Annotated in this window: 17 protein-coding genes and 3 tRNA genes; all 20 read right to left on the reverse strand. The window is 66.5% G+C overall.

Annotated features, from left to right (window positions below; genetic code table 11):
* Positions 1 to 8 precede the first annotated feature (8 nt).
* Entirely contained in the window at positions 9 to 1,862 is a 1,854-nt protein-coding gene (locus UUA_RS09915) for a hydantoinase B/oxoprolinase family protein (RefSeq protein ID WP_008436433.1), read from the reverse strand.
* Positions 1,859 to 3,931: a hydantoinase/oxoprolinase family protein gene (locus UUA_RS09920; protein WP_039953767.1), complete on the reverse strand. Its 2,073-nt coding sequence runs from the start codon at positions 3,929 to 3,931 to the stop codon at positions 1,859 to 1,861. The genes UUA_RS09915 and UUA_RS09920 overlap by 4 nt, the downstream gene beginning before the upstream one ends.
* A gap of 66 nt (positions 3,932 to 3,997) precedes the next feature.
* Entirely contained in the window at positions 3,998 to 5,251 is a 1,254-nt protein-coding gene (locus UUA_RS09925; protein WP_039953768.1) for a DUF1329 domain-containing protein, read from the reverse strand.
* Between the two features lie 11 nt (positions 5,252 to 5,262).
* Entirely contained in the window at positions 5,263 to 6,936 is a 1,674-nt protein-coding gene (locus UUA_RS09930; RefSeq protein ID WP_008436437.1) for a DUF1302 family protein, read from the reverse strand.
* Entirely contained in the window at positions 6,933 to 9,341 is a 2,409-nt protein-coding gene (locus UUA_RS09935; protein WP_050981860.1) for an efflux RND transporter permease subunit, read from the reverse strand. The genes UUA_RS09930 and UUA_RS09935 overlap by 4 nt, the downstream gene beginning before the upstream one ends.
* Positions 9,338 to 10,324 (reverse strand): WD40/YVTN/BNR-like repeat-containing protein, encoded by a 987-nt coding sequence (locus tag UUA_RS09940; RefSeq protein WP_008436441.1) that lies wholly within the window; start codon positions 10,322 to 10,324, stop codon positions 9,338 to 9,340. Before UUA_RS09940 ends, UUA_RS09935 begins: the two co-directional genes overlap by 4 nt.
* Positions 10,317 to 11,243, reverse strand: coding sequence for a hydroxymethylglutaryl-CoA lyase (locus tag UUA_RS09945; protein WP_008436442.1), 927 nt, complete (start codon positions 11,241 to 11,243; stop codon positions 10,317 to 10,319). The genes UUA_RS09940 and UUA_RS09945 overlap by 8 nt, the downstream gene beginning before the upstream one ends.
* Position 11,244: 1 nt before the next feature.
* Positions 11,245 to 12,444, reverse strand: a complete 1,200-nt coding sequence (locus tag UUA_RS09950) for a CaiB/BaiF CoA transferase family protein (protein ID WP_008436443.1) — start codon at positions 12,442 to 12,444, stop codon at positions 11,245 to 11,247.
* A gap of 47 nt (positions 12,445 to 12,491) precedes the next feature.
* A complete protein-coding gene (locus UUA_RS09955; protein WP_008436444.1) occupies positions 12,492 to 12,881 on the reverse strand; it encodes a nuclear transport factor 2 family protein in 390 nt (129 codons plus the stop codon).
* An 18-nt stretch (positions 12,882 to 12,899) separates the two neighbouring features.
* A complete protein-coding gene (locus tag UUA_RS09960; protein ID WP_039953769.1) occupies positions 12,900 to 13,646 on the reverse strand; it encodes an aspartate/glutamate racemase family protein in 747 nt (248 codons plus the stop codon).
* A 1,159-nt stretch (positions 13,647 to 14,805) separates the two neighbouring features.
* A complete protein-coding gene (locus UUA_RS09965; RefSeq protein WP_007508565.1) occupies positions 14,806 to 15,186 on the reverse strand; it encodes an HU family DNA-binding protein in 381 nt (126 codons plus the stop codon).
* A gap of 315 nt (positions 15,187 to 15,501) precedes the next feature.
* Positions 15,502 to 15,575 (reverse strand) — tRNA-Cys (locus UUA_RS09970).
* Positions 15,576 to 15,659: 84 nt separating this feature from the next.
* Positions 15,660 to 15,735 (reverse strand) — tRNA-Gly (locus UUA_RS09975).
* A gap of 112 nt (positions 15,736 to 15,847) precedes the next feature.
* Positions 15,848 to 15,923: transfer RNA gene (locus tag UUA_RS09980), tRNA-Gly, on the reverse strand.
* A 71-nt stretch (positions 15,924 to 15,994) separates the two neighbouring features.
* Positions 15,995 to 16,594, reverse strand: a complete 600-nt coding sequence (gene pgsA / locus UUA_RS09985) for a CDP-diacylglycerol--glycerol-3-phosphate 3-phosphatidyltransferase (RefSeq protein WP_008436446.1) — start codon at positions 16,592 to 16,594, stop codon at positions 15,995 to 15,997.
* A 71-nt stretch (positions 16,595 to 16,665) separates the two neighbouring features.
* Entirely contained in the window at positions 16,666 to 18,507 is a 1,842-nt protein-coding gene (gene uvrC / locus UUA_RS09990; protein WP_008436447.1) for an excinuclease ABC subunit UvrC, read from the reverse strand.
* Positions 18,508 to 18,542: 35 nt separating this feature from the next.
* Positions 18,543 to 19,322 carry a 3-deoxy-manno-octulosonate cytidylyltransferase gene (gene kdsB / locus UUA_RS09995; RefSeq protein WP_008436448.1) on the reverse strand — a complete coding sequence of 260 codons (780 nt, stop codon included), beginning with the start codon at positions 19,320 to 19,322 and terminating at the stop codon, positions 18,543 to 18,545.
* Between the two features lie 63 nt (positions 19,323 to 19,385).
* Complete coding sequence (gene aroA, locus UUA_RS10000; protein ID WP_008436450.1) at positions 19,386 to 20,696, reverse strand: 3-phosphoshikimate 1-carboxyvinyltransferase; 1,311 nt, start codon at positions 20,694 to 20,696, stop codon at positions 19,386 to 19,388.
* The gene (gene pheA, locus UUA_RS10005; RefSeq protein WP_008436452.1) at positions 20,693 to 21,781 is read right to left on the reverse strand and encodes a prephenate dehydratase; all 1,089 of its coding nucleotides are present in this window, start codon (positions 21,779 to 21,781) and stop codon (positions 20,693 to 20,695) included. Before pheA ends, aroA begins: the two co-directional genes overlap by 4 nt.
* Positions 21,782 to 21,856: 75 nt before the next feature.
* A complete protein-coding gene (serC, locus tag UUA_RS10010) occupies positions 21,857 to 22,945 on the reverse strand; it encodes a 3-phosphoserine/phosphohydroxythreonine transaminase (RefSeq protein ID WP_008436453.1) in 1,089 nt (362 codons plus the stop codon).
* Positions 22,946 to 22,966 lie beyond the last annotated feature (21 nt).

Below are 22,966 nucleotides of genomic sequence, written 5' to 3' on the forward strand. Positions count from 1 at the left end.
ACCGCCGCTCAGTTCCACACCGGCGTCACGGGTGCCGGCAAGCCGGTTTCCGCAAGGCAGCGCTGTTTGATCTCGTCGAGCGAGCCGCCGCGATTGAACAATGCGACCGGTCCGCGCGATTGCGCCAGCGTCGCACGCAACGCGTGCGTCGCACCTGCATCGACGGCGTCGCCGTCGATGACGACGCCATAGCGGCGCGCGCCTTCGACGCTGACCAGCCCCTTGCGCACGTCGGCCAGCACCTTGGCCGGATCGCGTTGCAGCGGATCGCCCCAGCCGCCCGCACCCCAGGTGTCGAACAGCAGAAGGTCGCCGGCCTTCACCTTCACGCGGTCGCACTTCGACGGCAGGATCTGGCAACTGCCGTCGACGCGCACGAGCTCCTTGCGGCTGCGCTGGCCAGGCTCGCCGCCGTTGACGCCCCATGGACAAGTCAGCCAGCGGTCGTCATGGATCGAGACTTCGCCGTCGGCGAGAAGGCGGTATGCGACGCGCAGGCCGTTGCCGCCGCGGTGCAGGCCGGCACCGCCGGAATCGCGGATCGTCTCGTAGGTCTCGATGCGCAGCGGAAAATACGCCTCGATGAATTCGTTCGGCACATTGGTGAAACCCGGCCACAGCGAATGGCCGTCCGGCCCGTCGCCGGCCGGGCGGCCGGGGATGCCGCCGAAGCCGATCTGGAACAGCTGGAACCATTCGCCTGCGGCGTCGTAGCCGGAATACATGAAATGCGGCGAATCGGAGAAGCCGGCCGCGTTCATCGCCTGCGGAACGCCCTGGCCGAGCAGGCCGCCCATGACGTCGAAAATGCGTCCGAGCAGATGCGTGCGGCAAGACAGCGGCGCCGGGAAGTTCGGTTTCAGGATCGAGCCTTGCGGAATGCGCACCTCGACGAGGTCGTAGAAGCCGTCGTTGAGCAGGATCGCCGGATCGAACAGGCTGATCGTCAGCGCGCCGAAGAATATCTTGAACATCTCCTCGTTGAGGTAGAAGTTTACCGACGAATCCGCCTGCGGATCGGTGCCTTCGAAATCGAAGATCGCCTTCTCGCCTTCGCGCCAGAGCGCACAGCGCACCGTGTACGGACCGAACCCCGCGCCGTCGTCGCAGATATAGTCCTCGAACACCTGACGCGTTTCCGGCACCACGCGCTGGATCACTTCCTTCATCGCGCGATGCGTGCGTTCGAGCATCGACTGCTGCGCGCTGTAGAACACATCGTCGCCGAAGCGCCCGGCGAGTTCGATGCAGTGGCGCCCCGCGCTGCGGCAGCCGGCCACGATCGCGTTGAGATCGGAGCGGTTCCAGCGCGGCATGCGCACGTTGTGCAGGATCACGTCGAGCATGTCGGCGTTGAGCTCGCCGCGGCGGTACAGCTTGACCGGCGGGATGCGGATGCCCTCCTCCCAGATCGTGCGCGCGTCGGTAGGCAGGCTGCCCGGCACCTTGCCGCCGACGTCGGACATGTGCCCGAACATCGCCGAGTAGTTGATCAGGCGGCCGTCCTTGAAGATCGGCATCAGTACCAGCCAGTCGGGCAGATGGCTGACCGCGCCATTGCACAGGTACGGGTCGTTGGTCAGGAAGACGTCACCCTCCTCGACCGTGCCGTCGTAGGCCTGCAGCAGGCCTGCGATGAACGATCCGAACTGTCCGACCAGCATCTTGCCGTTGCAGTCGGCGATGATCGGGAATGCATCGCCCTGCTCGCGAATGCCCGGGCTCATCGCCGTGCGGAACAACACGGCGTCCATTTCGGTGCGCGCGTTGGCCAGCGCGTTCTCGACGATGTCGATGGTGATGCCATCGACATCGACGCGGCGGAACGGCGCCTGGTTGGCTTGGATGATGCGTGCGCTCATGCCGCGATCTCCTGGGTTCCGGGACGGATCAGCAGGTTGCCGACCTCGTCGACGATGGCATGGTGGCCGGGCAGGATCAGGGTGGTCGAATCCAGTTCAAACACGATCGCCGGCCCGTCGAGGCGGCGCTTCGGCGCGAGCCCCGCACGGTCGTAGATGGTCGCTTCGTGATTGCGGCCGGCGTAGTGGATTGCTTGTGCGCCGATGACGGCTGCCTGCGGATCGAGGCCGGAACCTTCGGCCGCCTTGTCGGCGATCGACGGCCGTGGCGCACGCGCGATCGCGCGCAGACCGACCAGCTCGTGTGCCTCGCTGAGCGAGAACGTGAACTGGCGTTCGTGCTCGGCGTCGAACGCCATCGCCAACCCGCCGAGGCCGTGCGCGCGAACATGCGCCGGATCGATCTCAAGCGTCAACAGTAGCGCCTGGCCCTGGTAGCGCACGTCGGCCTGCCAGTTGACCTGTTGTTGATCGAGCGCGATGTCCTGCCCGGCCAGCGAGGCGCGCACGGCGTCGCCGAGCTGCTCCAGGGCATCCGCCACTTCTTCCGCCGTGATCTCGCTGAGGCGTCGCACCAGCGAGCGCGAAGCCTCGTCCTTGATGCGCGTGGTTGCGTCGCCGTAAGCGCACAGCACGCCGGGCCCCGGCGGCACGATCACCGGCCACGCATTCATCAGAATGCCGAGCGCATTGCCGTGCAAGGGCCCGGCGCCGCCGAACGCGCACAGCGCGAAGTCGCGCGGATCGTAGCCCTGTTCGACGCTGATCAGGCGTAGCGCGCCGTACATGTGCTCGTTGGCGATGCGCACGATACCCTCAGCCGCTTCGAGCAGCGATACGCCCATCGCATCGGCGATCTTCTGCACCGCCGCTGCGGCGAGATCGTGGCGCATCTGGAAGTCGCCGCCGAGTTTCTGCGTCGCCGGCAGGTAACCGAGCACCACGTTCGCGTCGGTCACGGTCGCCTGGGCGCCGCCATGGCCGTAGGCCGCCGGCCCGGGCACCGCGCCGGCGCTTTCCGGGCCGACACGCAGCGCGCGCGTCAGTTCCGGCACGAACGCGATCGAGCCGCCGCCGGCGCCTACCGTGCGCACGTCGACCGACGGCGCGCGTACGGCAATGTCGCCGACGCGCGTCTCACGGCGCACGCGCGCGTGGCCGTCGTCGATCAGCGCGACGTCGGTCGACGTGCCGCCGACGTCACAGGTCAGCACTTTCGGGAAGCCGCCGCGCGAGCAGAACCATATCGCGCCGGCAACTCCGCCGGCCGGTCCGGACAGCAGCATGTTGACCGGCGCCTGCGCGGCCGACTGACTGGTCGCGAGGCCGCCGTCAGAACGCAGGATCGCAAGGCGGACATCAGGGCGCAGCCGCCGTTGCAGTTCCTCCTGCAGGTGCTGCACGTAGTGCGCGACCTGCGGCCGCACGTAGCTGTTGACGACAGTCGTCTCGGCGCGCTCGTACTCCTGCATCTCGGGCACGACTTCCGACGAGAGCGACACCGGCACGCCAGGCATGATCTCGGCGGCGACTCGCGCAATGCGTTGTTCGTGAGCGGCGTTGCGATAGGCATTGACCAGGCAGATCGTCAGCGCCTCGACGCCGGCCTCACGCAGCATGCGAAGGCCGCTGCGCACGCCGTCCTCGTCGAGTTCGCGCACGACCTCGCCGCGCGCGCCGATGCGCTCGTCGGCCTCGATCGTCAACTCCAGCGGCGCCAGCAGTTCGCCCTTGTTGAAAACGACCCAGCCGCCGAGGCCGCCCGGCACGAACGAACGTGCAATGTGCAGCACCTGCTTGTAGCCACGCGTCGTCACCAGGCCCACGCGCGCGCCGCGGCGCGTAAGGATCGCGTTCGTCGCCACCGTGGTGCCGTGCATCACCGAATGGATTCCGGACGGATCCACCCCCGAACTGCGGCAGATCCTGTCGATGCCGTCCAACACCGCGACCGACGGATCGGACGGCGTCGATGGCACCTTCGCGATGAAACTCTCGCCGTTCGACTCGTCCATCAGCAGCAGGTCGGTGAACGTGCCGCCGACATCCACACCCAATCGATAACTCATGGCTTCTCCGTTCGGCGGCCGGCCGGGCCGGCGCCTTCGTCTTGATCGTTCCGTTGCGGGCGCGCCTCAGCGCGCCGCCTTCTCGAGTTCGCCAAGATTCACGTTCTCGGCCTTGATACCAGGCGTATTGAGCTTGGCCGAATCGGCGAGGATGAACACGGTGGCGTGGCGACGCTGGTAGTCGATCGTGAAGCCCGCCGCCGAAATGATGCCCTTGTCGCCGTCTTCGGTCCTGACCGTCTTCAGGTGGTAGTTCATCCACTTCCAGAAATCGCCTTTGCGGTCGTACGCCTCGGCCTGGTAGAAGCGCGGGAACTGCGTGTCCATGTACAGCACTTTCTTGCTGTACGGATGCTCGGGCGGCGTGACGGCCTCGATGACCCACACCTCGCGCGGTTCCCAGCCGTCCTTCGGATTCCAGTGCGGCGCGCCGTCGAGATCGATGACGGGGAACTCTGCGCTGCCGCTGGCCTTCGGGTCCCAAGTCTTCGTCGTCGAGTTGGCGACGGCGAGGATCCAGCGCTTGCCGATCAACTTGTAATCGGCATACCAGCTCGGGTGGGCGTTGAATATCTCGATGTCGTCATTGAGCTGGTCGGTGCCGCCGATGGGGTCCATCCAGGTGCCGCCGGACAGGCGCCGCGTGCGCCGCACGGACTTCAGGTATGCCCACGAGTCCTCGAGCTTGGGCGAGTCGTAGCGCACCGTGAACAAGCCCAGGCCGCGGATGTCGCTGGGGTACGTTGCGTACAGCAGTGTCTTGGTCAGGATCGAACCGTCGCCCTCGACCACCGGCTCGACGCCGAGGCGCCCTTTCATGTAGTAGCGTCGGAACGCCCATTCCTGGCGGCGCTCGAGGCCGCTCTTTTCGCCGATGAACAGATAGGCGAACTTCGGGTAGTCCTGCAGGTTCTTGATCGGCTGCGCGTAGTGGTGGTTCCAGATCAGCTTGGCTGCGGCATCGGGGTCGCTGGCTTCAACCTTCGGGAACGGAATGCCGCCGACCCAGCCTTCGACGATGCGGGTGTCGTGGTCATACCTGGCCTTGCCGGCGTTGTCCTGCGTCGCCTTGAGGTAATCGCGGCCCAGTTCCACGGGCTGAGAGGCCTTCAGCGTGATCTTCAGCCCCTCGTCGCGAATCAGCTTCTGCATGCGTTCGGTCAGCAGATCGGAAATGGTGTGATTCTCGAAGCTGTCGGAAAGGTGGGAGGCGAGGTTCGATGCCTCCAGTACCGTGCCCGGCTTCAGTTCGGCTGCGTGGACCGCCGCCACGGCGCAGGACAGGGTCGTCAATAGCAAGGTGGAAACGAGATTTCTCATCGCGATGCTCCTCAGAACTGGTACGTCACGCGAACGGACAATTGGTTGTTGCCGGCAAAGTAGCCGAACAGGTTCGTGTCGTTGAAACCGGTCAGCGCACGCTTCTGGTGGGTGCGATTGAAGAACAGGTCGGCCTCGGCCTTGATGCGCCAATGGTTGCCGTAGGCGAATTCGACGCCCGGAATGACGAAACCGCCGCCGTAGCTGAGGTCGGTACCGAGGGCAAGCGTCGGGTTGATGCGGTCGCCGCGGTAGTTCATGGCGAGGATCGCAGTCAGGAGCGTCGAGTGCTTCTTGGCGCGACCGCTGAAGCCGGCGAGGTTGACGATCTCGTCCTTGCGGTCGTAGTCGGTGATCCAGGTGTCGAACAGCTGCACCGAAAGGAACGACGGGCGGCTCGTCCCGAGGAGTGAGGTCAGGTTGACCTGCTTGTCCATGCGCAGCATCAACTTGACGGCATCGCGCTCGACGACGCCGCAGAAACCCGGGAAGAATGCGCAGCCACCCGCCTCCCCCGCCTGCACGCCGACGTTGTAGGTATTGTCCGGAATGTAGGAAGCTTCGACCGAGAGCACCGCATCGAGGCCTTCGAGGTAGCGGTTGGCGGTGGCGCCGAATACGTTGAGCTGCGGGAAGATCAGCTCGCCGACCGTCGAGCTGCGGTCGGAGCGGTATTCGCCGTGCCAGGCACCGAGGAAGCTGCGGCCGCTACTCGCGTTGCCGACACCGAGCGGGTTGTCCGGGTTGGGATTGATCACCGGCACCTGAGACGGCCCCTGGAACCAGCCCAGCGAGTATTCCCACTTGCCGGCGACCGCTTTCCAGCGCAAACCGAGCGCGGCATCGTCCATGCGAGCGTCGCGGTGGTCGTAGTTGTACGGTACGTCGGCACCGAACGGCGCCGCGGCGAAAGTGATGCCGCGGTTCGGCGTGTTCGCCCAGCGGCCGCCTTCGACGTCGTAGTTGTTGCCGCGCTGGTCGGCCGGGTTCATGCGCCCCGGGATGTAGACGAACTGCAGGCTGCCCTCGACCGCATCGAAGCGCTGCACGACGTTGGCCATCCACAACGGCTTGCGCAGTTCCTCGTTCTCGGCCTCAAGGAAGGAGCGCCAGCGGAAGTCATAACCGTGGATGACGTCCATCGACTGGAAGAAATCCGTTTCGCCCCACACGACCTGCTGCTTGCCGAGCTTGATCGTGGTGCCCTCGCGCAGGTCGGTCTGCCACCATAGCTCGCGCACTTCGGCCTGGTTGTAGACGTCATCCATCAGATTGACGCTGGAGCGGCGGCGATTGCTGAACAAGTCGGTCGCGGCGTATTGGTCGGCGACCTCCTGCAGGTCCTTCAGGTAACCCGTCTCGTATTCCCGTGAGCCACGTAGCGAAATATTGAGCTTCGAGTTGCCGAAATCCTTGAACAGGTTCAGCTTGAGCGTGCCGCGCATCATCGACAGGTCGTGCTTGTAGTCGCCTTTCGGAGCGCCGTTGTTGACCGGATCGGCCAGATACGGACTCTGCAGGTTCATCGACAGATGGCCACGCAGGTAACCGCTGACCTCCCAGTCGTCGAGGAACCCATCACCGGCCTGCGCGCTCATGGACATGCCGAGACCGAGCAGCGTCGACGTGCAGGCCAGGTACAGCTTTCGCGAACTTGAAATCAAGGCGCGACGTGCGTTGTTCATGCGATCCCCCTTTGGATGTGTGGTTCCAGACGACCGTTTTCCGCGCTCGACGCGGCGTTGCGGACTGGGTTCCCGAAAATGAAATCCGGCTTGAATACCAGCGCGAGCGAAGGCATGACGAACAGTGAAGTGAAGGCGGAGGCCATCAACCAGAGGCCGATGAGGATCCCCATTTCCGCCTGGAAGCGCAGCGACGACCCGGACCAGAGCAGCACGCCGGCGGCGAGCGTCAGTGCGGTCAGGATCACGCCGCGTCCGGCCGATCCCAACGACTGCCGCACCGCGTCCGTCGGCGATGCTTCCGGATGCTTCTCGAGGTGTTCCTTGATCGCGTCGACGATGTAGAACGCGTAGTCGACGCCGAGCCCGATGCCGAGCGCGACGACCGGAAGCGTACTGATGCTCATGCCGATGCCGTGCCAGGCCATGTAGGCGAACGTCGCCACGTTCGAGATCAGCACCGGCACGATGAAGAAGACGCCGCTGACCGACGATCGATAGACGACGAGGCAACAGAGGACGACGACAAGGAATGCGAGCGCGATCGCCTCGATCTGGTCACGCAAAAGGATCTCGTTGACTGCAGCGGTGATGCCCAGCACGCCGCCTGCCAGCTTCGCCTCGGCTTGCGGCATCGGGTTGTCGGCGATGAACTGCTTGCCGTTGTGGATCGCGTGGCGTAGCGTCTCGCCCTTGTGGTCGCGGAAGAACAGCGTGACCGCGCCGTTCTGGAACGGCACGTCGCTGAACTGGTTGAGATCGTCGGGGTCGGCACCCTGCATGTAGAAGCTGACGAGTTCGCCGTTCTCGCCGGCGTCGGCGCCCAGTTCGCGGTAACGCGGGTTTCCCTCGTGCAGGTTGCGGCGGATCTCGACGACGATGTCGGCCAGCGAGACGCTGCCGCCGATCCCGGCCTGACGCTCCATATAGCGAGAGAAGCGCTGCATCCAGTCAAGCACCTCCGGCTGCTTCAGCGCATCGGGCGCCTTGCCTTCGACCGCGATGAACATCTGCTCCGATCCTGGATACATGCCGTTGATCAGCGCACTGTCGCGATTAAACGGCGAATCCCGCCACAGGATCGGCGAGCCGTCGCTGGCGTCGCCCACGGTGATGTGCGTCGCCTCGAACAGGAGGCCCGCGAGAAGCACCAGCATGACCGGTGCAACGGCGTAGCGCGCACGGCTCGTCGCGACCCACGTCGCCGGCTTCGTGAACGCGCTCAGTACGGCATCGAGGCGCAGCGGGTGGATGTAGCGGTCGGGACGCTTCACCCACGACAACAGCACCGGCGTCAGGATCACCGCGGAGACCGAGATCGTCATGACCCAGACCGCGCCGATGATCGCCACTTTGTGCATCATCGGAATCGGCGTGAGTATCACGCAGAGGACCGCGCCGGCATCGGCATACAGGCCGAGCATGCCGGGGCGGAACAGTTCGCGCATGCTCTGCTCGGCCGCGCGTCTCGGTTCGATCGATTCGCCGACGGCGAGGTCGTCGAAGCGCGTGACCAGCTGCACGGAATGGGAGAACGCGCGCGCGGTGATGATGAACGCTACGACGATGACGAGCGGATCGAAGTTGTAGCCGAGCAGGCTGCCGATGCCAAGCGCCCAGGTCGCGGAAACGATGCCCGCGAGCAGCGGCAGCAGCATGCCTCTCCAGGTGCGGCTGATGGCGAACAGCAGCACGAGCATCGAGACCAGCGACAACAGCGAGATCGCGACCGTCTCCCCCAGGTAGTGTGCGACCCAGCCGTACAGGATCGGCTCGCCGACCAAGTGCAGGCTGACCTGCGCTTTCGCGGGCGACGCGTCGAGGATCGCCTGGACCTGCGGGAAGATCTTCCCGTAGTCGACCAACTGGTCGTAGAAGTCGACCTGGATCAATGCCGACTTCAATTCGGCGTCGACATAGAGGCCGTAGACCATCGGGTTGTTCAGCACGGCCTGGCGCAGCGCGTCGATCTCGACCTGCGTCTTCGGCAGGTCCGGCCACATCATCGGGCGTGTCTCGATGCCTTCGCTGGACGCGTCGACGCGCTTGAGCTTCTTCGAGGCGAGCGAGGTGATCTGCAGCGGATTGACGCCGTGCACCTTCTGCAGCTCGTAGGTGATGCGCTGAATCTCCCGCAGCACAGGCAGCTTGAAGATGTCGCCATCGAGCGAACGCACCAGGATCGTCACGCGATTGCTCGCGGCGAAGTTCTCCTGGTACTTCTGGTGCACCTTCACGTAAGGGTGGTCATGCGGAACCATGTCGCCGAAGCGCGTACGCACGTCGAGGTGCGTGAGGCAGGCACCGAAGAACAGCGTCACCAGCGCGATGGCCACACAGACGCCGACACGGTTACGGATCGCGAACGATGAGACCGCACTCGCAAGGTCGATAAGCTTTTTCATCGTGCCGCCTCCGCCGGCCATGCCCGGTAGTTGCCTTCGTTGTCGAGCAGGCCGATGCCGCTGCCGATCAGGACATCGCCCTCCTGCACCGCCAGCAGGCCCGTGCGATAGCGCTTGCCCGATCCTTCCGGCGCCAGCGGCCGCCAATGGGCGGCGGCGCGCGACGCCGAGAACAAGGCGCCGCGATCGCCCGCCACCAGCCAGCCGCCCTGCCGCGCAACCACGTCGTAGAGATGCTCCGTCGTGAACGCCGGTACCGGCTGCCAGCTCTTGCCGCCGTCGGCGCTGCGGAAGGCCTGGCCGCGATTGCCGACGACGACGCCCTCCTCGCCCGCGAACGCGATCGACTGCAGACTCTCGTTGCCCAGTTGCACACTGCTCCACGAGACGCCGCCGTCGCGGCTGTGCAGCAAATGGCCGAATTCCGCGGCAACCCAGATCGAACCGTCCGGGCCGGGCCGCACGCGGTTGAAGGCGACATCGACCGCGTCGCGCAGGCGCGTCCAGTTCGTACCGTCTGCGTCCGCGCGAAACAGCGCGCCCATCTCGCCGACGACCCAGAAATGGCCGTCCAGAAAAGCGACGTCGATCAGCTTGTTGCCGACATCGCCGACCGGCAACGATTGCGACGTCCACTGGCCTCCCTTGTCGCGCACCCACAGGCGTCCGCCGTTGCCGACGGCGACGAGCACACCCGCGCCGGACGCCGCGATGCCCTGCAGGTTCGCGACCGGCTGAAGCTGCGAGCGTTCCCACTGGCGGGATTGCCCATCCATCGACAGCACGGCGCCCGCCTGCCCCACGAACCAGAGGCGGCCGTCGGCGGCGGCTCCGCCAAAGAAGAGATCGCGACTCTCGGCCAATGGCTGCCGCATCGTTCCCGTCGCGCCATCGACCTGGACGAAGAGCGCTGCGTACGCAAGCCCACCGATGATGAGCCAGGGCGAAAGCCGCGCAGCCACGCTGGAAATGCGATCAAACATGCGCCCCACCCTTCGCCTGACCTGCACGCCGGCGCAGCCAACGGAACGCGTGTCCGCCGAGCGGGCTTTCGAGCAATTCGCTGACGCGCTCGACCGCGGCGACGAGCGCGTCGAGATCGATGCCGGTACGCAATCCCATCGATTCGAGCATCAGCACCACGTCCTCGGTCGCGACATTGCCGCTCGCCCCTGGCGAAAACGGGCAACCGCCGAGGCCGCCGATCGAGCTGTCGAAATCGCGCACGCCCTCCTCCAGCGCGGCCAGCACGTTGGCCAGCGCCATGCCGCGCGTGTCATGGAAATGGCAGGCGACGTGCCGTGCGCCGTCGGCCCGCACCAGATTTCCGATCAAGTGGCGCACTTGCGCTGGATTAGCCGCGCCGATCGTATCGGCGATGATCAGCTTGCGTGCGCCGGCGCCGAGCATGCGTGCCGCCAGGCGCTCGACCTGCGCCGGTGGCGTCGGTCCTTCGAACGGGCATTCGTAGGCGACGGCGAGATACGCCCAACCTTCGATCCCATCGGCAGCAGCGCGCGCCATCAGTTCAGCGCAGGCAGCGGTTGTCTCGTCGAGGCCCATGTTGATGTTGCGCCGGTTCATCGTCTCGGTGGCCGACAACACGACCGAAACGGTCCCGACGCCCGCCCCGCGCGCGAGCTCGTAGCCGCGCGCGTTCGGCACCAGCGCGGAATAGCGCACCTCGTCGCGCCCAGGCAGGCGCGCAAACAGCTCGCCGGTTCCGGCCATCTGCGGAACCGCTTTCGGTGAAACGAAGCTGCCGGCTTCGATGCTGTGCAGGCCGGCCTCGACCAGAGCCCGGATCATCGCCAGGCGCCCGTCGCCGTCGAGCGTGCGCGTCTGGCTCTGCAGCCCATCGCGCGGCCCGACTTCGTTGACAGTAACGTGCTCGGCGACCATGTCAGCCCACCACCTTGTCGCTGTGCAGCGAATCGATTCGCGCCGTGTCGTACCCGAGCAGGTCGAACAGGACGGAGCGAGTGTGCTGGCCAAGCAGCGGTGGCGCGCCGTAGTCGTCGCCGTCGTCGACCGACAGCTTGATCGGATTGCCTGGCGCGCGCACGGCGCCGCCCTCGGGATGCGGAATCTCGACCACCATGCGCCGGTGCAGTACCTGCGGATCGGCCAGCGCTTCGCTGAAGCGGTTCACGGGGGCGCACGGCACGCGTGCCGAACCGAGTCGCTCCACCCAGTGGGCGGTGGAGTTCGTCGCGAAGATCTCGTTAAGCTTCGCGTCGATCGCCGCCTTGCTGGCGAGTCGGCCAGGTTGCTGCAGGTAAGCCGGATCACGCAATGCCTGGACGTCGAGCAGCTCGACCAGGCGTTCCCAGAAACTGTCGAAGATCACCGCGACGATGATGAATCCGTCGGCGGTGCGGTACGTGTTGTATGGCACGTGGACGAAGTGGCCGTTGCCGAGCGGCTCCGGGTTCTCGCCGCTCATCAGGTGCATCGTCGCCATGTAGTTCAGCATGCTGATCTGGCAGTCGAGCATGCTGATGTCCACGTGCTGACCGCGGCCGTGTCGCGAACGCGCCTGCAACGCGGCCAGCACGCCCATCACGGCAAACATGCCGCCGCCGAGATCGCCGATCGGGATGCCCGAGCGCATCGGCCGCTCCGCATTCTCTCCGGTGATCGACATCCCGCCGCCGATGCCCTGCACCACCTGGTCGAATGCCGGACGCAGATAGTTGGGCCCGTCCTGGCCGAAGCCGGAGATCGAGCAGGTGATGATGCGCTCGTTGATCCCGCTCAGCTGTGCGTGATCGATGCCGAGCTTCGCGGTCACGCCGGCGCTGAAGTTGTCGATGACGACGTCGGACACGCGCACGAGATCGTGAAACACGGCAAGGCCCTGCGGATGCTTCAGATCCACGCAGACGCTGCGCTTGCTGCGATTCAGCGTCAGGAAGTACGCACCCATGCCATGCAGCGAATGCTTCGGGTCGCGTGCCAGCAGCGCACGCGTGCCTTCGCCGGTGAGCGGCTCGACCTTGATCGTTTCCGCGCCGAGGTCGGCCAGGATCATCCCGGCATAGGGACCCGACAGCATGTGGGTCAGGTCGAGTACGCGTGTTCCTTCCAGGGCTTTGCTCATCGTGTTCCCGCTCTCGTCCGTGCGTTCGTGTTCAAGCACCGCACCCCTCAGCGCAGGACGTTGTCGCCGCTCATGAAGACGTAATAGCGGCGGAACTTTCCGCCCTCGACGTAGAAGAAATTGCAGTTGCTGAGCCGCGTTTCCTGGCCCTTCGCATCGACCAGGCGCACGTTGAAGCGCATCGACACAGTCTGGTTCTGCTCGTCGGCGGTGACTTCGAAATCGCCGTGCCAGATCTCCTCGTAGCCGGCAAACAGGTTCTCGAACATGCGGCGGATGCCATCCATGCCCGAATGCGTGAGGTGGTCGGTCTGGATCGTCACGGTGCAATCGTCGTGGCAGCACGCGAGCACGGCATCCATGTTCTTGCGGTCGACGTTGCCGAAGTAGTTTTCAACACCGAGGGCGATCAGCTGCTGGCGGGTAAGCTTGGACATGCGGGTACTCTCCTTGGGTCAGTTCGCGAAGCCGTGGTAGACAGCGTCGTTTGGCGCCTGCGGCGCGGGGTAGGCCTTCTTGCTGTGGCGAAGACCGAGGGTCAGGAACATCTCGCAGAGCTTGTAGGCCACCTGGCCCGGGTTGATTACGGGCACCGGCAGGCGCTTGGCGAGGTAGGCGTGCGACTGGTGCATCGTGGTCGAGCCGAGCACGACCACGTCGGCGCCGTCTTCCTCGATCGCTCGCAGCGATTCCGCCTCAAGCTTCTTGAAGACGACCTCTTCCTTGCCGGCCAGCAACTCTTCGAGGTCGGGCCGCGTCTTGATCGAGCGCAGCGAGGCGACGCGAGGCCAGAGCTGGTATTCGGTCAGCGTCTTCTCGTAGAGCGGGAACCATTCGTCCCACATCGTGAGGATGCTGAACTTCTTGCCGAGCATGCAGGCGGTATGGAAGGCCGCCTGCCCCGGCGCGATCACCGGGATATCCAGGCGCGAACGCAGCGCCGCAAGCCCCGAATCGCTGACGGTGTCGATGCAGACCGCCGCATAGCCTTCGTGCTGTGCGCGCAAACCGGCCTCGGCGACGGCGAAGTCCATCAGCAGCATGTCGTAGGCGCTGTCGCCAAGCGCGGCGCCCTTCGCGACGGAAACGAATTCCGGCTCGAAGCCCGGCAGCACGAGGGCGGCGGGCAACTGGGCGGCGCGCGCCGCGACCCCTTCGGCGCCCATCGGAATCGGAATGATGACCTTGATTCGGGAAGACATGCTTGACCTCTCGATTTGTGCAGTGCAATATGCGCTGTCGGTTCACTCCGCTTGCCGCGACAGAACCCATGCCCCCATTAAGCAGCTTGCGTGCCAAGTTTTTTTATCCAGCAAGGTCATAGCCTTAGCCAATACTTGCTACACAGCACCAAGCCGATTCATTTCTTTTTGAAAGCAGTGCTTTTCATTCTGAAGCACCCGCCTGAAGCTATCGGATCGATATCAGCCGCCCTCTGCGGCACACGGGCGTGCCTGCGAAAAGACGCAAATCAGGTCCAGAACCGGCTTCGCCAGACGCGCAGGCGCGCTCAAACGCGAGGCGTTTCAACACACGAGGAAACAAGGGCGGAATGCGGTTCCGGCGCCACGGCCCGTGGAATCACTGGACTCCAAGGCCACCCAGGGCGCCAAGCGCTCCCGTTTGCCGATCACGACCGGAGGACTCCGGCGTCCATGAACTTGGTGACTGCCGCACAGCTCGGCGATGGTGCGCGCGACTTCGCGGACATGGCATGACCGCTCCTCGCGGCCACCTCGATCGAGACGCAGGACTTCGCTGCGGACGGAGCCATGCCGGTCGATGGCCGGGAAAACTCCGACCGGCGGCGAACCTGTCGAATCCGGACGGCGCCAAGCTTCCCCACATGAAACGGGGCCACTCCAGGTTCAGGCACATCTTCGGCGGTGCCAGCACCGTCGCGCCCTCTTCCCGACATCCACCATCGCACGCGCGGCCGGCTTAGACGTCCGCGGCGCCAAGGCCGATTTTCGATTACTGCTTCGTCTCGATGATCTGCCACGCCGGATGCGGCAAAAGCCGGCCGGTGACCGGATGCCGGTTGTGAACACGACAGGCGGCCACCCGGCGCCTTCGGCCAGTCGCTCGACTCGCGGGTCATGCCGGCCCTTCTGGGTTTCACCAACCGGGTGACGTGCACGATGGTGAACCTGTCCCTGCAGCCTTGGCGACGTGGCGAAAGCAGCCTTCAGCGGTCGGCTCTGTCCAGTGCCATGGCCTGCGGGTTCCGCATCGTGCGGGCGCGGGGTGATTCGGCTCGATCCCGGATACCACTTCCTGCATGCCTTGCGCCGCCCACAAAAAAAGTGCGACGGGCGAGCCGTCGCACTTTCGATTGCGGGTGCCGAGGAACCGGCGATATCAGGCCGCCGCGTCCTTCAGCTTCTTCAGCGGGCGGATCTTGATCTTGGTCGACGCCGGCTTGGCCGCGAACCACTGCTCTTCCTTGGTGAACGGGTTGATGCCCTTGCGCTTCGGCTTGGCCGGCACGCTCACCGCGGTGATCTTCAGCAGGCCCGGCAGCTGGAACGAGCCGGCGCCCTTCTTGTGCACCGAACCGGCCACCGCGCCTTCCAGCGCTGCCAGCACCGCGCGCACGTCCTTGGCCACCACGCCACTGGCTTCGGCGATGTGCGCCACCAGGCTGGACTTGTTCAGGACTTCCTTGATCGGCTTGGGTGCGGCGGGTGCGGCCTTGGATGCCGGCTTGCTCTTTGCAGCTGCTTTCTGCGTCTTTGCCATGGGTTTCCCCTCGTGGATATGTAGTGGTTGGTTCGTATGCCTTGCGGCACGCTGAATGTAGGGGAATTCAGCGGTGCCGCCAACGGGTCAAGCGGCAAAAACCGCAAAAAAACCGCTGTTGCAGCGCATTCGCCGACCCGGACGCCTGCCGCAGGCGCGAAATGACCGCTGCAAACACGGCAAGCCAGCTCAGGCAGAGGGCGACTACGGAACGCGAAGACGGGAACCCGACGCTCGGCGTGCCTTTCCCGCAGCACAAAAAAACCCGCCACGGGCGGCGGGTTTTCTGCGGCTGCCTGGCAGCCGGTTGCGCAATGGAGGCCAAGGTCGGAATCGAACCGGCGTACGCGGATTTGCAGTCCGCTGCATGACCACTCTGCCACCTGGCCATTGCTTGGTGCATCGCAACCATGATGATCGCAGGTTGCCTGTAAAAAACAAAACCCCGGCGGCCCGAGGTTCTGTCTGCAAACTGGAGCGGGAAACGAGACTCGAACTCGCGACCCCGACCTTGGCAAGGTCGTGCTCTACCAACTGAGCTATTCCCGCATCAGAGCCGCGAATCATAGCAGAACGAAGTCGCTTGTGAATAGCTGTCGCGCTGCTCGTCACGGCCCCAAAAACGACCAGGCCCCGAACGGGTCGGGGCCTGGCGAAAAACTGGAGCGGGAAACGAGACTCGAACTCGCGACCCCGACCTTGGCAAGGTCGTGCTCTACCAACTGAGCTATTCCCGCATCGGAGGCGCGCATTCTAATACGTGTATGCGGATCGTCAAGCCCGTTCCGCCCTGCCGCGATTGCGGCAATCAGGGATTGCCCTTGCCCGGCGCCCGGTCGGCGCTGAGGACCGGCCAGGCGGCCCGCAGGTAATACAGGCCCGACCAGATCGTGAGCACGCCGGCGACCACCAGCAGGCCCTCGCCGATGTGGTACAGCCGCAGCGCCTCGGCCGCCTTCTCGTGCTGCACGATCAGCACCACCAGCGCAACCATCTGCATCACCGTCTTCAGCTTGCCGATGAGGGCGACCTTGACGGTGGCGCGCATGCCGATCTCGGCCATCCATTCGCGCAGCGCCGAGACGCTGATCTCGCGGCCGACGATCACCGCCGCGGTCACCGCCATCAGCACGCCCGGCCAGCCGCCGCGGTGCGACTCGACCAGCAGGAACAGGGTCACCGCCACCATCAGCTTGTCGGCCACCGGGTCGAGAAACGCGCCGAACGCCGAGGTGAGGTTCATCCGCCGTGCGAGATAACCGTCGAGCCAGTCGGTGACCGCCGCCAGCACGAACACGATCGCCGCGGTGATGTTGTGCCCCGGGAACGGCAGGTAGAACACCACCACCATCACCGGCAACAGGGCAACGCGAAAAAGGGTCAGCCAGGTCGGCAGGTTGATGTGCATGGTTCGTCCCGATGGTTTGTTGCAGTTTCGCATGCCGGCGCGCCACTGCCGAGTGAAGGCAGCCATGGCATTCAGCCATGCAGGCTGGCGTAGATGCGCTCGGCCAGGCCGCGGTCGATGCCCTTCACCTGCATCAGTTCCTCGACGCCGGCGCGCTCCAGCCCCTGCATGCCGCCGAACGCCTTCAGCAAGGCGGTTCGCCGGCGCGCGCCGATACCCGGCACGTCTTCCAGCACGCTGCGCTCGCGCGCCTTCTCGCGCCGCTTGCGGTGGCCGCTGATGGCGAAGCGGTGCGCCTCGTCGCGCACTGCCGCAACCAGGTGCAGCGCGGGCGACGACGAGCCCGGGTGCAACTCGCGCCCGGGACTTCCCGATTCAAGCCGCGCGAGCACCAGCGTCTCTTCGCCGGCGCGTCGGCCCGGCCCCTTCGCCACGCCGACCACCTCGATGCCGTCGACGCCGAGTTCGCGCAGCACCTCCAGCGCCTGCGCCACCTGCCCGCCGCCGCCGTCGATCAGCAGCACGTCCGGGCGCGCGCCCTCGCCTTCGGCCAGCTTGCGGAAGCGCCGGGTGAGTGCCTGGTGCATCGCTGCATAATCGTCGCCGGGCGTGATGCCGGCGATGTTGAAGCGGCGGTAGTGTGATTTCTCGGGACCTTCCGGGCCGAATACCACGCACGAGGCCACGGTGAGTTCGCCCATGGTGTGGCTGATGTCGAAGCACTCGATGCGCCGCGGCGACTCGTCCAGGCCCAGCACCTTCTGCAGGTCGTCGAAGCGCGTGCCCAGGGTCTGCCGGCTGGCCAGACGCGCGGTCAACGAGGCCTGCGCGTTGCGCTCGGCCATCTGCAGGAATTGCGCGCGCTCGCCGCGCACGCTGGATTTCAGCTCCACCGCGCGGCCAGCGTGCTGGCTCAGCAGCTCGGCCAGGATGTCCCGATCGGCCAGCGCCTCGCCCAGGATCAGCTCGCGCGGCACCGGGCGCTCCAGGTAGTACTGCGCGATGAACTGCGCCAGCACGTCGGCCGGTTCGGCGTCCAGCGGCAGGCGCGGGAAGAAGTCGCGCGTGCCCAGGCTGATGCCGTTGCGGAAGAACAGCACGCTGACGCAGGCCAGGCCCGCCTCGATGCGGCAGGCGAGCACGTCCATGTCGGCGCTGGCGCCCTGCACGTGGTTCTGCGCCTGCAGCTGGCGCAGCGCGGCCACCTGGTCGCGCAGCTTCGCCGCGCGCTCGAACTGCAGCGCCTTGCTGGCCTGCTCCATCGCCTCGGCCAGCTCGTCGATCACCGCGTTGCTGCGCCCTTCCAGGAACATCTCGGCGTGGCGCACGTCGTTGCGGTAGTCCTCCACGCTGATCAGGCCCACGCAGGGCGCGCTGCAGCGGCCGATCTGGTACAGCAGGCACGGCCGCGTGCGGTTGCGGAAGTAGCTGTCCTCGCACTGGCGCACCTTGAACAGCTTCTGCATCAGGTTGAGGCTTTCGCGCACGGCGTAGGCGCTGGGGTACGGCCCGAAGTAGCGCCCCGGCAGGTTCTTCGCACCGCGGTGGAAGGCCAGTCGCGGGTAGTCCTCGCCGCTGGACAGGTAGATGTACGGGTAGCTCTTGTCGTCGCGCAGCAGGATGTTGTAGCGCGGCTTCAGCGACTTGATCAGCTGCGATTCCAGCAGCAGCGCTTCGCCCTCGGTGCGCGTCACGGTGATCTCGACGCGGGCGATCTGCGCCACCATCGCCGCAATGCGCGGCTCCATCCGCGGCTTCAGGAAGTAGCTGCCGACGCGTTTCCTGAGATTGCCCGCCTTGCCCACGTAGAGCAGCTCGCCGGCCGCGTCGAAGTGGCGGTAGACACCGGGCGAAGTGGTGAGCGTGCGGACGAAGGCCTTGCCGTCGAAGGGGGGCGGTTGCGGAGACTGCATGGGATCATTCTAGCGGTGATGACCCCCGGGGAGGCTCAGTGCTGCGTGCGCAGCCACTGCTCCGCGCGCTCCAGGTCGGCCTCGGTGTCGATGCCGGGCGGGAACGGCTCCGGGGTCAGCCGCACCGCGATCGCGTGGCCGTGCTCCAGCACGCGCAACTGCTCCAGCGATTCGGTCTGCTCCAGCGGCGTGCGCGACAGGCGGCTGTAGCGGTCGAGGAAGCCGGCGCGGTAGGCGTAGATGCCGATGTGGCGCAGGAACGGCGAGCCGGACGGCAGCGCATGGCGGTCGATGGCGAACGCATCGCGCGCCCACGGCAGCGGCGCGCGGCTGAAGTACAACGCGCGGCCGTTGGCGGTGCGCACCAGCTTCACCACATTCGGGTCGAACAGCTCCTCGGCGTCGATGATCGGCGTGGCCAGGGTGGCCATCGGCGCGTCGTCGCCGGCCAGCGCCTGCGCCACCGCGCGGATGCCGGCGGCCGGCGCGAACGGTTCGTCGCCCTGCAGGTTCACCACGATGCTGTCGTCGGCCCAGCCGTAGTGCTGCGCGCACTCGGCCAGGCGGTCGCTGCCGGAGGCGTGGTCGCTGCGGGTCATGCAGATGTCCACGCCCTTTTGCCCGGCCAGCACGTCGGCGATGCGCCGGTCGTCCACCGCCACCACCACCTGGCTGGCGCCGGCCTGCACGGCGCGCTGCGCTACCCGCACCACCATCGGCACACCGTCGATCTCGCGCAACGGTTTGGCCGGCAGACGGGTCGAACCGTAACGGGCGGGAATGGCGACGATGAATGGCGGTACGGCATTGGACATGGGGGGCGATCTTCAACCAGGGGGCAGACCTTGCCGTAACGATACATGCACGACGCGGACGGCTCAGCCCGCGCCGCGCAGTGCGAAACCGCAGCCGTTGGCCAGCTCCAGGAAGCCGGGGAAGGAGGTGGCGACATGAGCGCAGTCATGGATCCGCACCGGAGCGGCAGCGACCAGTCCGGCCACCGCGAAACTCATCGCGATACGGTGGTCGAGATGGCTCTCCACCGTGCCGCCGCCGAGCCTGCCGCCGTGGATGAGCGCACCGTCCGGCGTTTCCTCGACCACCGCGCCCAGCGCGCGCAGGCCGCTGGCCATCGTGGCGATGCGGTCGGACTCCTTCACCCGCAGCTCGGCGGCGCCACGGATCGTGGTGCGGCCGCCGGCCACCGCGGCGGCGATGAACAGCGCGGGGAACTCGTCGATCATGTCCGGCACCAGCGCCTCGGGCAGCTCGACGCCATGCAGCGGCGCATGGCGCACCACCAGGTCGCCTACCGGTTCGCCGCCGGCCTCGCGTTCGTTCTCGACGGCGATGTCCGCCCCCATCAGCCGCAGCGCCTGCAACAGGCCGGTGCGGCGCGGGTTGAGCCCCACCGCCGGCAGGCGCAACGCCGAACCGGGCACGATGCTGGCAGCGACCAGGAAGAACGCCGCCGAGGAAAAATCGGCCGGCACCTCGACGTCGGCGGCATGCAGCGCATGGCCGCCTTCCAGTTTCGCCCAGCCCGGCGCGAACGCGATCGGCCAGCCGAAGGCGGCCAGCATGCGCTCGGTGTAGTCGCGGGTCGGGTGCGGCTCGATGATCTCGGTCTCGCCTGCCGCATACAGCCCGGCCAGCAGCAGCGCCGACTTCACCTGCGCGCTGGCCACCGGCAGCTCGTAGCGGATGCCGTGCAGCGGCTGGCCGCCATGTACGTGCAGCGGCGGGAGGCCCTCATGCGTATCGATGCGCGCACCCATCAGGGCCAATGGATCGGTGACACGGCGCATCGGTCGCTTCGACAGCGAGGCGTCGCCGATCAGCGTGCAGTCGAACGCCTGCCCCGCCAGCAGGCCGGCCAGCAGGCGCATGCCGGTACCGGCGTTGCCGCAGTCCAGCACCTGCGCCGTGCCGCGCAGGCCATGCAGGCCCACGCCGTGCACCACGCGTTCGCCCGGCGACGGCGTCTCGATGCGCACGCTGAGCTGCGCCAGCACCGCCGCAGTGGCGCGGGTGTCCTCGCCTTCGAGGAAGCCGCGGATGCGCGACTCTCCCTCGGCGATCGCCGCCAGCATCAGCGCGCGGTGCGACACCGACTTGTCGCCCGGCACGCGCACGCTGCCGTGCAGCGGACCGCTGGCCCGGCTGCTCCAGTCCTGGCGGCCGCTCAAGGCAGCGCCACCGGGTAGGAGCCAAGCACGCGGACGGTCGCTGCCGAGGTGCCGATCTCCTGCACCGCCGCCTGCAGCGCGGGGTCGTCGATGTGGCCGGAGACGTCGATGAAGAACGCGTACTGCCACTTGCCGGTGTGCGCCGGCCGCGACTCGATCCGGTTCAGGCTGATGCCGTGCTTCGCGAACGGGCTGAGCACGTCGTACAGCGCGCCAGGCTTGTCGTTGACCGTGACCAGCAGCGAGGTGCGGTCGTTGCCGGACGGCGGGAACAGCGTGCGGCCGATCACCAGGAAGCGGGTGGTGTTGTCGGCGCGGTCCTCGATGCCCTGCGCCACCGTCTTCAGCCGATAGACCTTGCCCGCGCTTTCGCCGGCGATCGCCGCGACATCGTCGGCATGCAGCGCCAGTCGCGCCGCCTCGGCGTTGCTCGACACCGCGACGCACTCGACCTCGGGCAGGTTGATGCGCAACCAGGTCTTGCACTGCTGCAGCGACTGCGCGTGGGCATAGATGCGGCGCACGTCCTCCAGCCTGCCGCTGCGCGAATGCAGGCACTGGTGCACGCGCAGCTCGATCTCGCCGCAGATGGTGGCCGCGGAAGTGAGGAACATGTCCAGGGTGACCTGGATCATGCCCTGCCCCGAGTTCTCCACCGGCACCACGCCGAAGTCGGCATGCCCGGCGGCGACCTCCTGGAACACCTCCTCGATGCTGCCCAGCGGCAGGCCGTAGGCGGCGTGGCCGAAGTGCTTGCGCACGGCCTGCTCGCTGAAGGTGCCTTCCGGGCCGAGGAAGCCGATCTTCAGCGGGTCTTCCTGGGCCAGGCAGGAGGACATGATCTCGCGGAACAGCCGCACCATCTCGACGTCGGTTAGCGGCCCCTGGTTGCGGTCCACCACCATGCGCAGCACGTGGGCCTCGCGCTCGGGGCGGTAATAGTCGATCGCGGAAAGCCCCTCGCCCTTCACCTTCGCCACCGTACGTGCGTGATTGGCGCGCTCGGAAATCAGCTGCTGGATCTGCCGGTCGATGCTGTCGATGCGCTCGCGCATCTCGCTCAGTGGGGTCTTGGGGTCACTCATGCGTTCAGCCGCCTGGATGTATGGAAGTCCAAATGATGAAGCGGCATCTTGCCGGAAAACATCGCCCGCGTCCGCTCAGCCATGGCGCTGCGCGAAATCACGCATGAACCCGGCCAGCGCCTCGACCGCCTCCAGCGGCACCGCGTTGTACAGCGAGGCGCGCATGCCGCCGAGCGCCTTGTGGCCTTTCAGCGCGAGCAGGCCGGCGGCCTCGGATTCCTGCAGGAAGGCGGCGTCCAGCGCTGCGTCGTGCAGGGTGAAGCGCACGTTCATGCGCGAGCGCGCGGACGATTCGATCGGGTTGCGGTAATAGCCGCCGGAGCCGTCGATGGCACCGTACAGCAGCTCGGCCTTGGCGCGGTTGCGCGCAGCCATCGCGTCCAGCCCGCCCTGTGCCTTGAGCCACTGGAAGGTCAGCCCCGCCACGTACCAGCCCCAGGTGTTCGGCGTGTTGAGCATCGAGTCGGCGGCGGCGTGTTCGACGTAGCGGAAGATCCGCGCCATCGGCCGCCCCGCGCGCTGCAGCAGGTCGCGGCGGATGATCATCAGCACCAGACCGGGCGGGCCGATGTTCTTCTGCGCACCGGCGTAGATCAGCCCGAAGCGGCTCACCTCCAGCGGTTCGGACAGGATGTTCGAGGAGAAGTCGGCCACCAGCGGCACCGTGCCGCCGACGTCGGGGATGTGGTGGAACTCGACGCCGTGGATGGTCTCGTTCGGCGTGTAGTGCACGTAGGCGGCGTGCGGGTCGAGCCGCCAGCCGTCGCGCGGCGGCAGCTTCAGGAAATCGTCGGCCTCGCTGCTGGCCGCCACGTTCACCCGCAGGTAGGGCCTCGCCTCGCTGGCCGCCTTCGCGCTCCAGTGGCCGCTGACGACGTAGTCGGCGCTGTCGCCTTCGCCGGCCAGGTTCATCGGGATCTGCGCGAAGTGCTGGGTGGCGCCGCCCTGCAGGAACAACACCGCGTAATCGGCCGGTATGCCCATCAGCTCGCGCAGGTCGGCCTCGGCCTGGGCGGCCATGGCGATGAAGCGCTTGCCGCGGTGGGACTGCTCCATCACCGAGGCGCCGCTGCCATTCCAATCCAGCATCTCGCGCTGGGCGCGCTCGAGTACCGCTGACGGCAGCGCCGCCGGACCCGCGCTGAAATTCCAGATTCTGCTCACGTACGCCTGCGTCCTGTCGAA

This window comes from Rhodanobacter thiooxydans LCS2 (assembly GCF_000264375.1).
Classification (GTDB): Bacteria; Pseudomonadota; Gammaproteobacteria; order Xanthomonadales; family Rhodanobacteraceae; genus Rhodanobacter; species Rhodanobacter thiooxydans.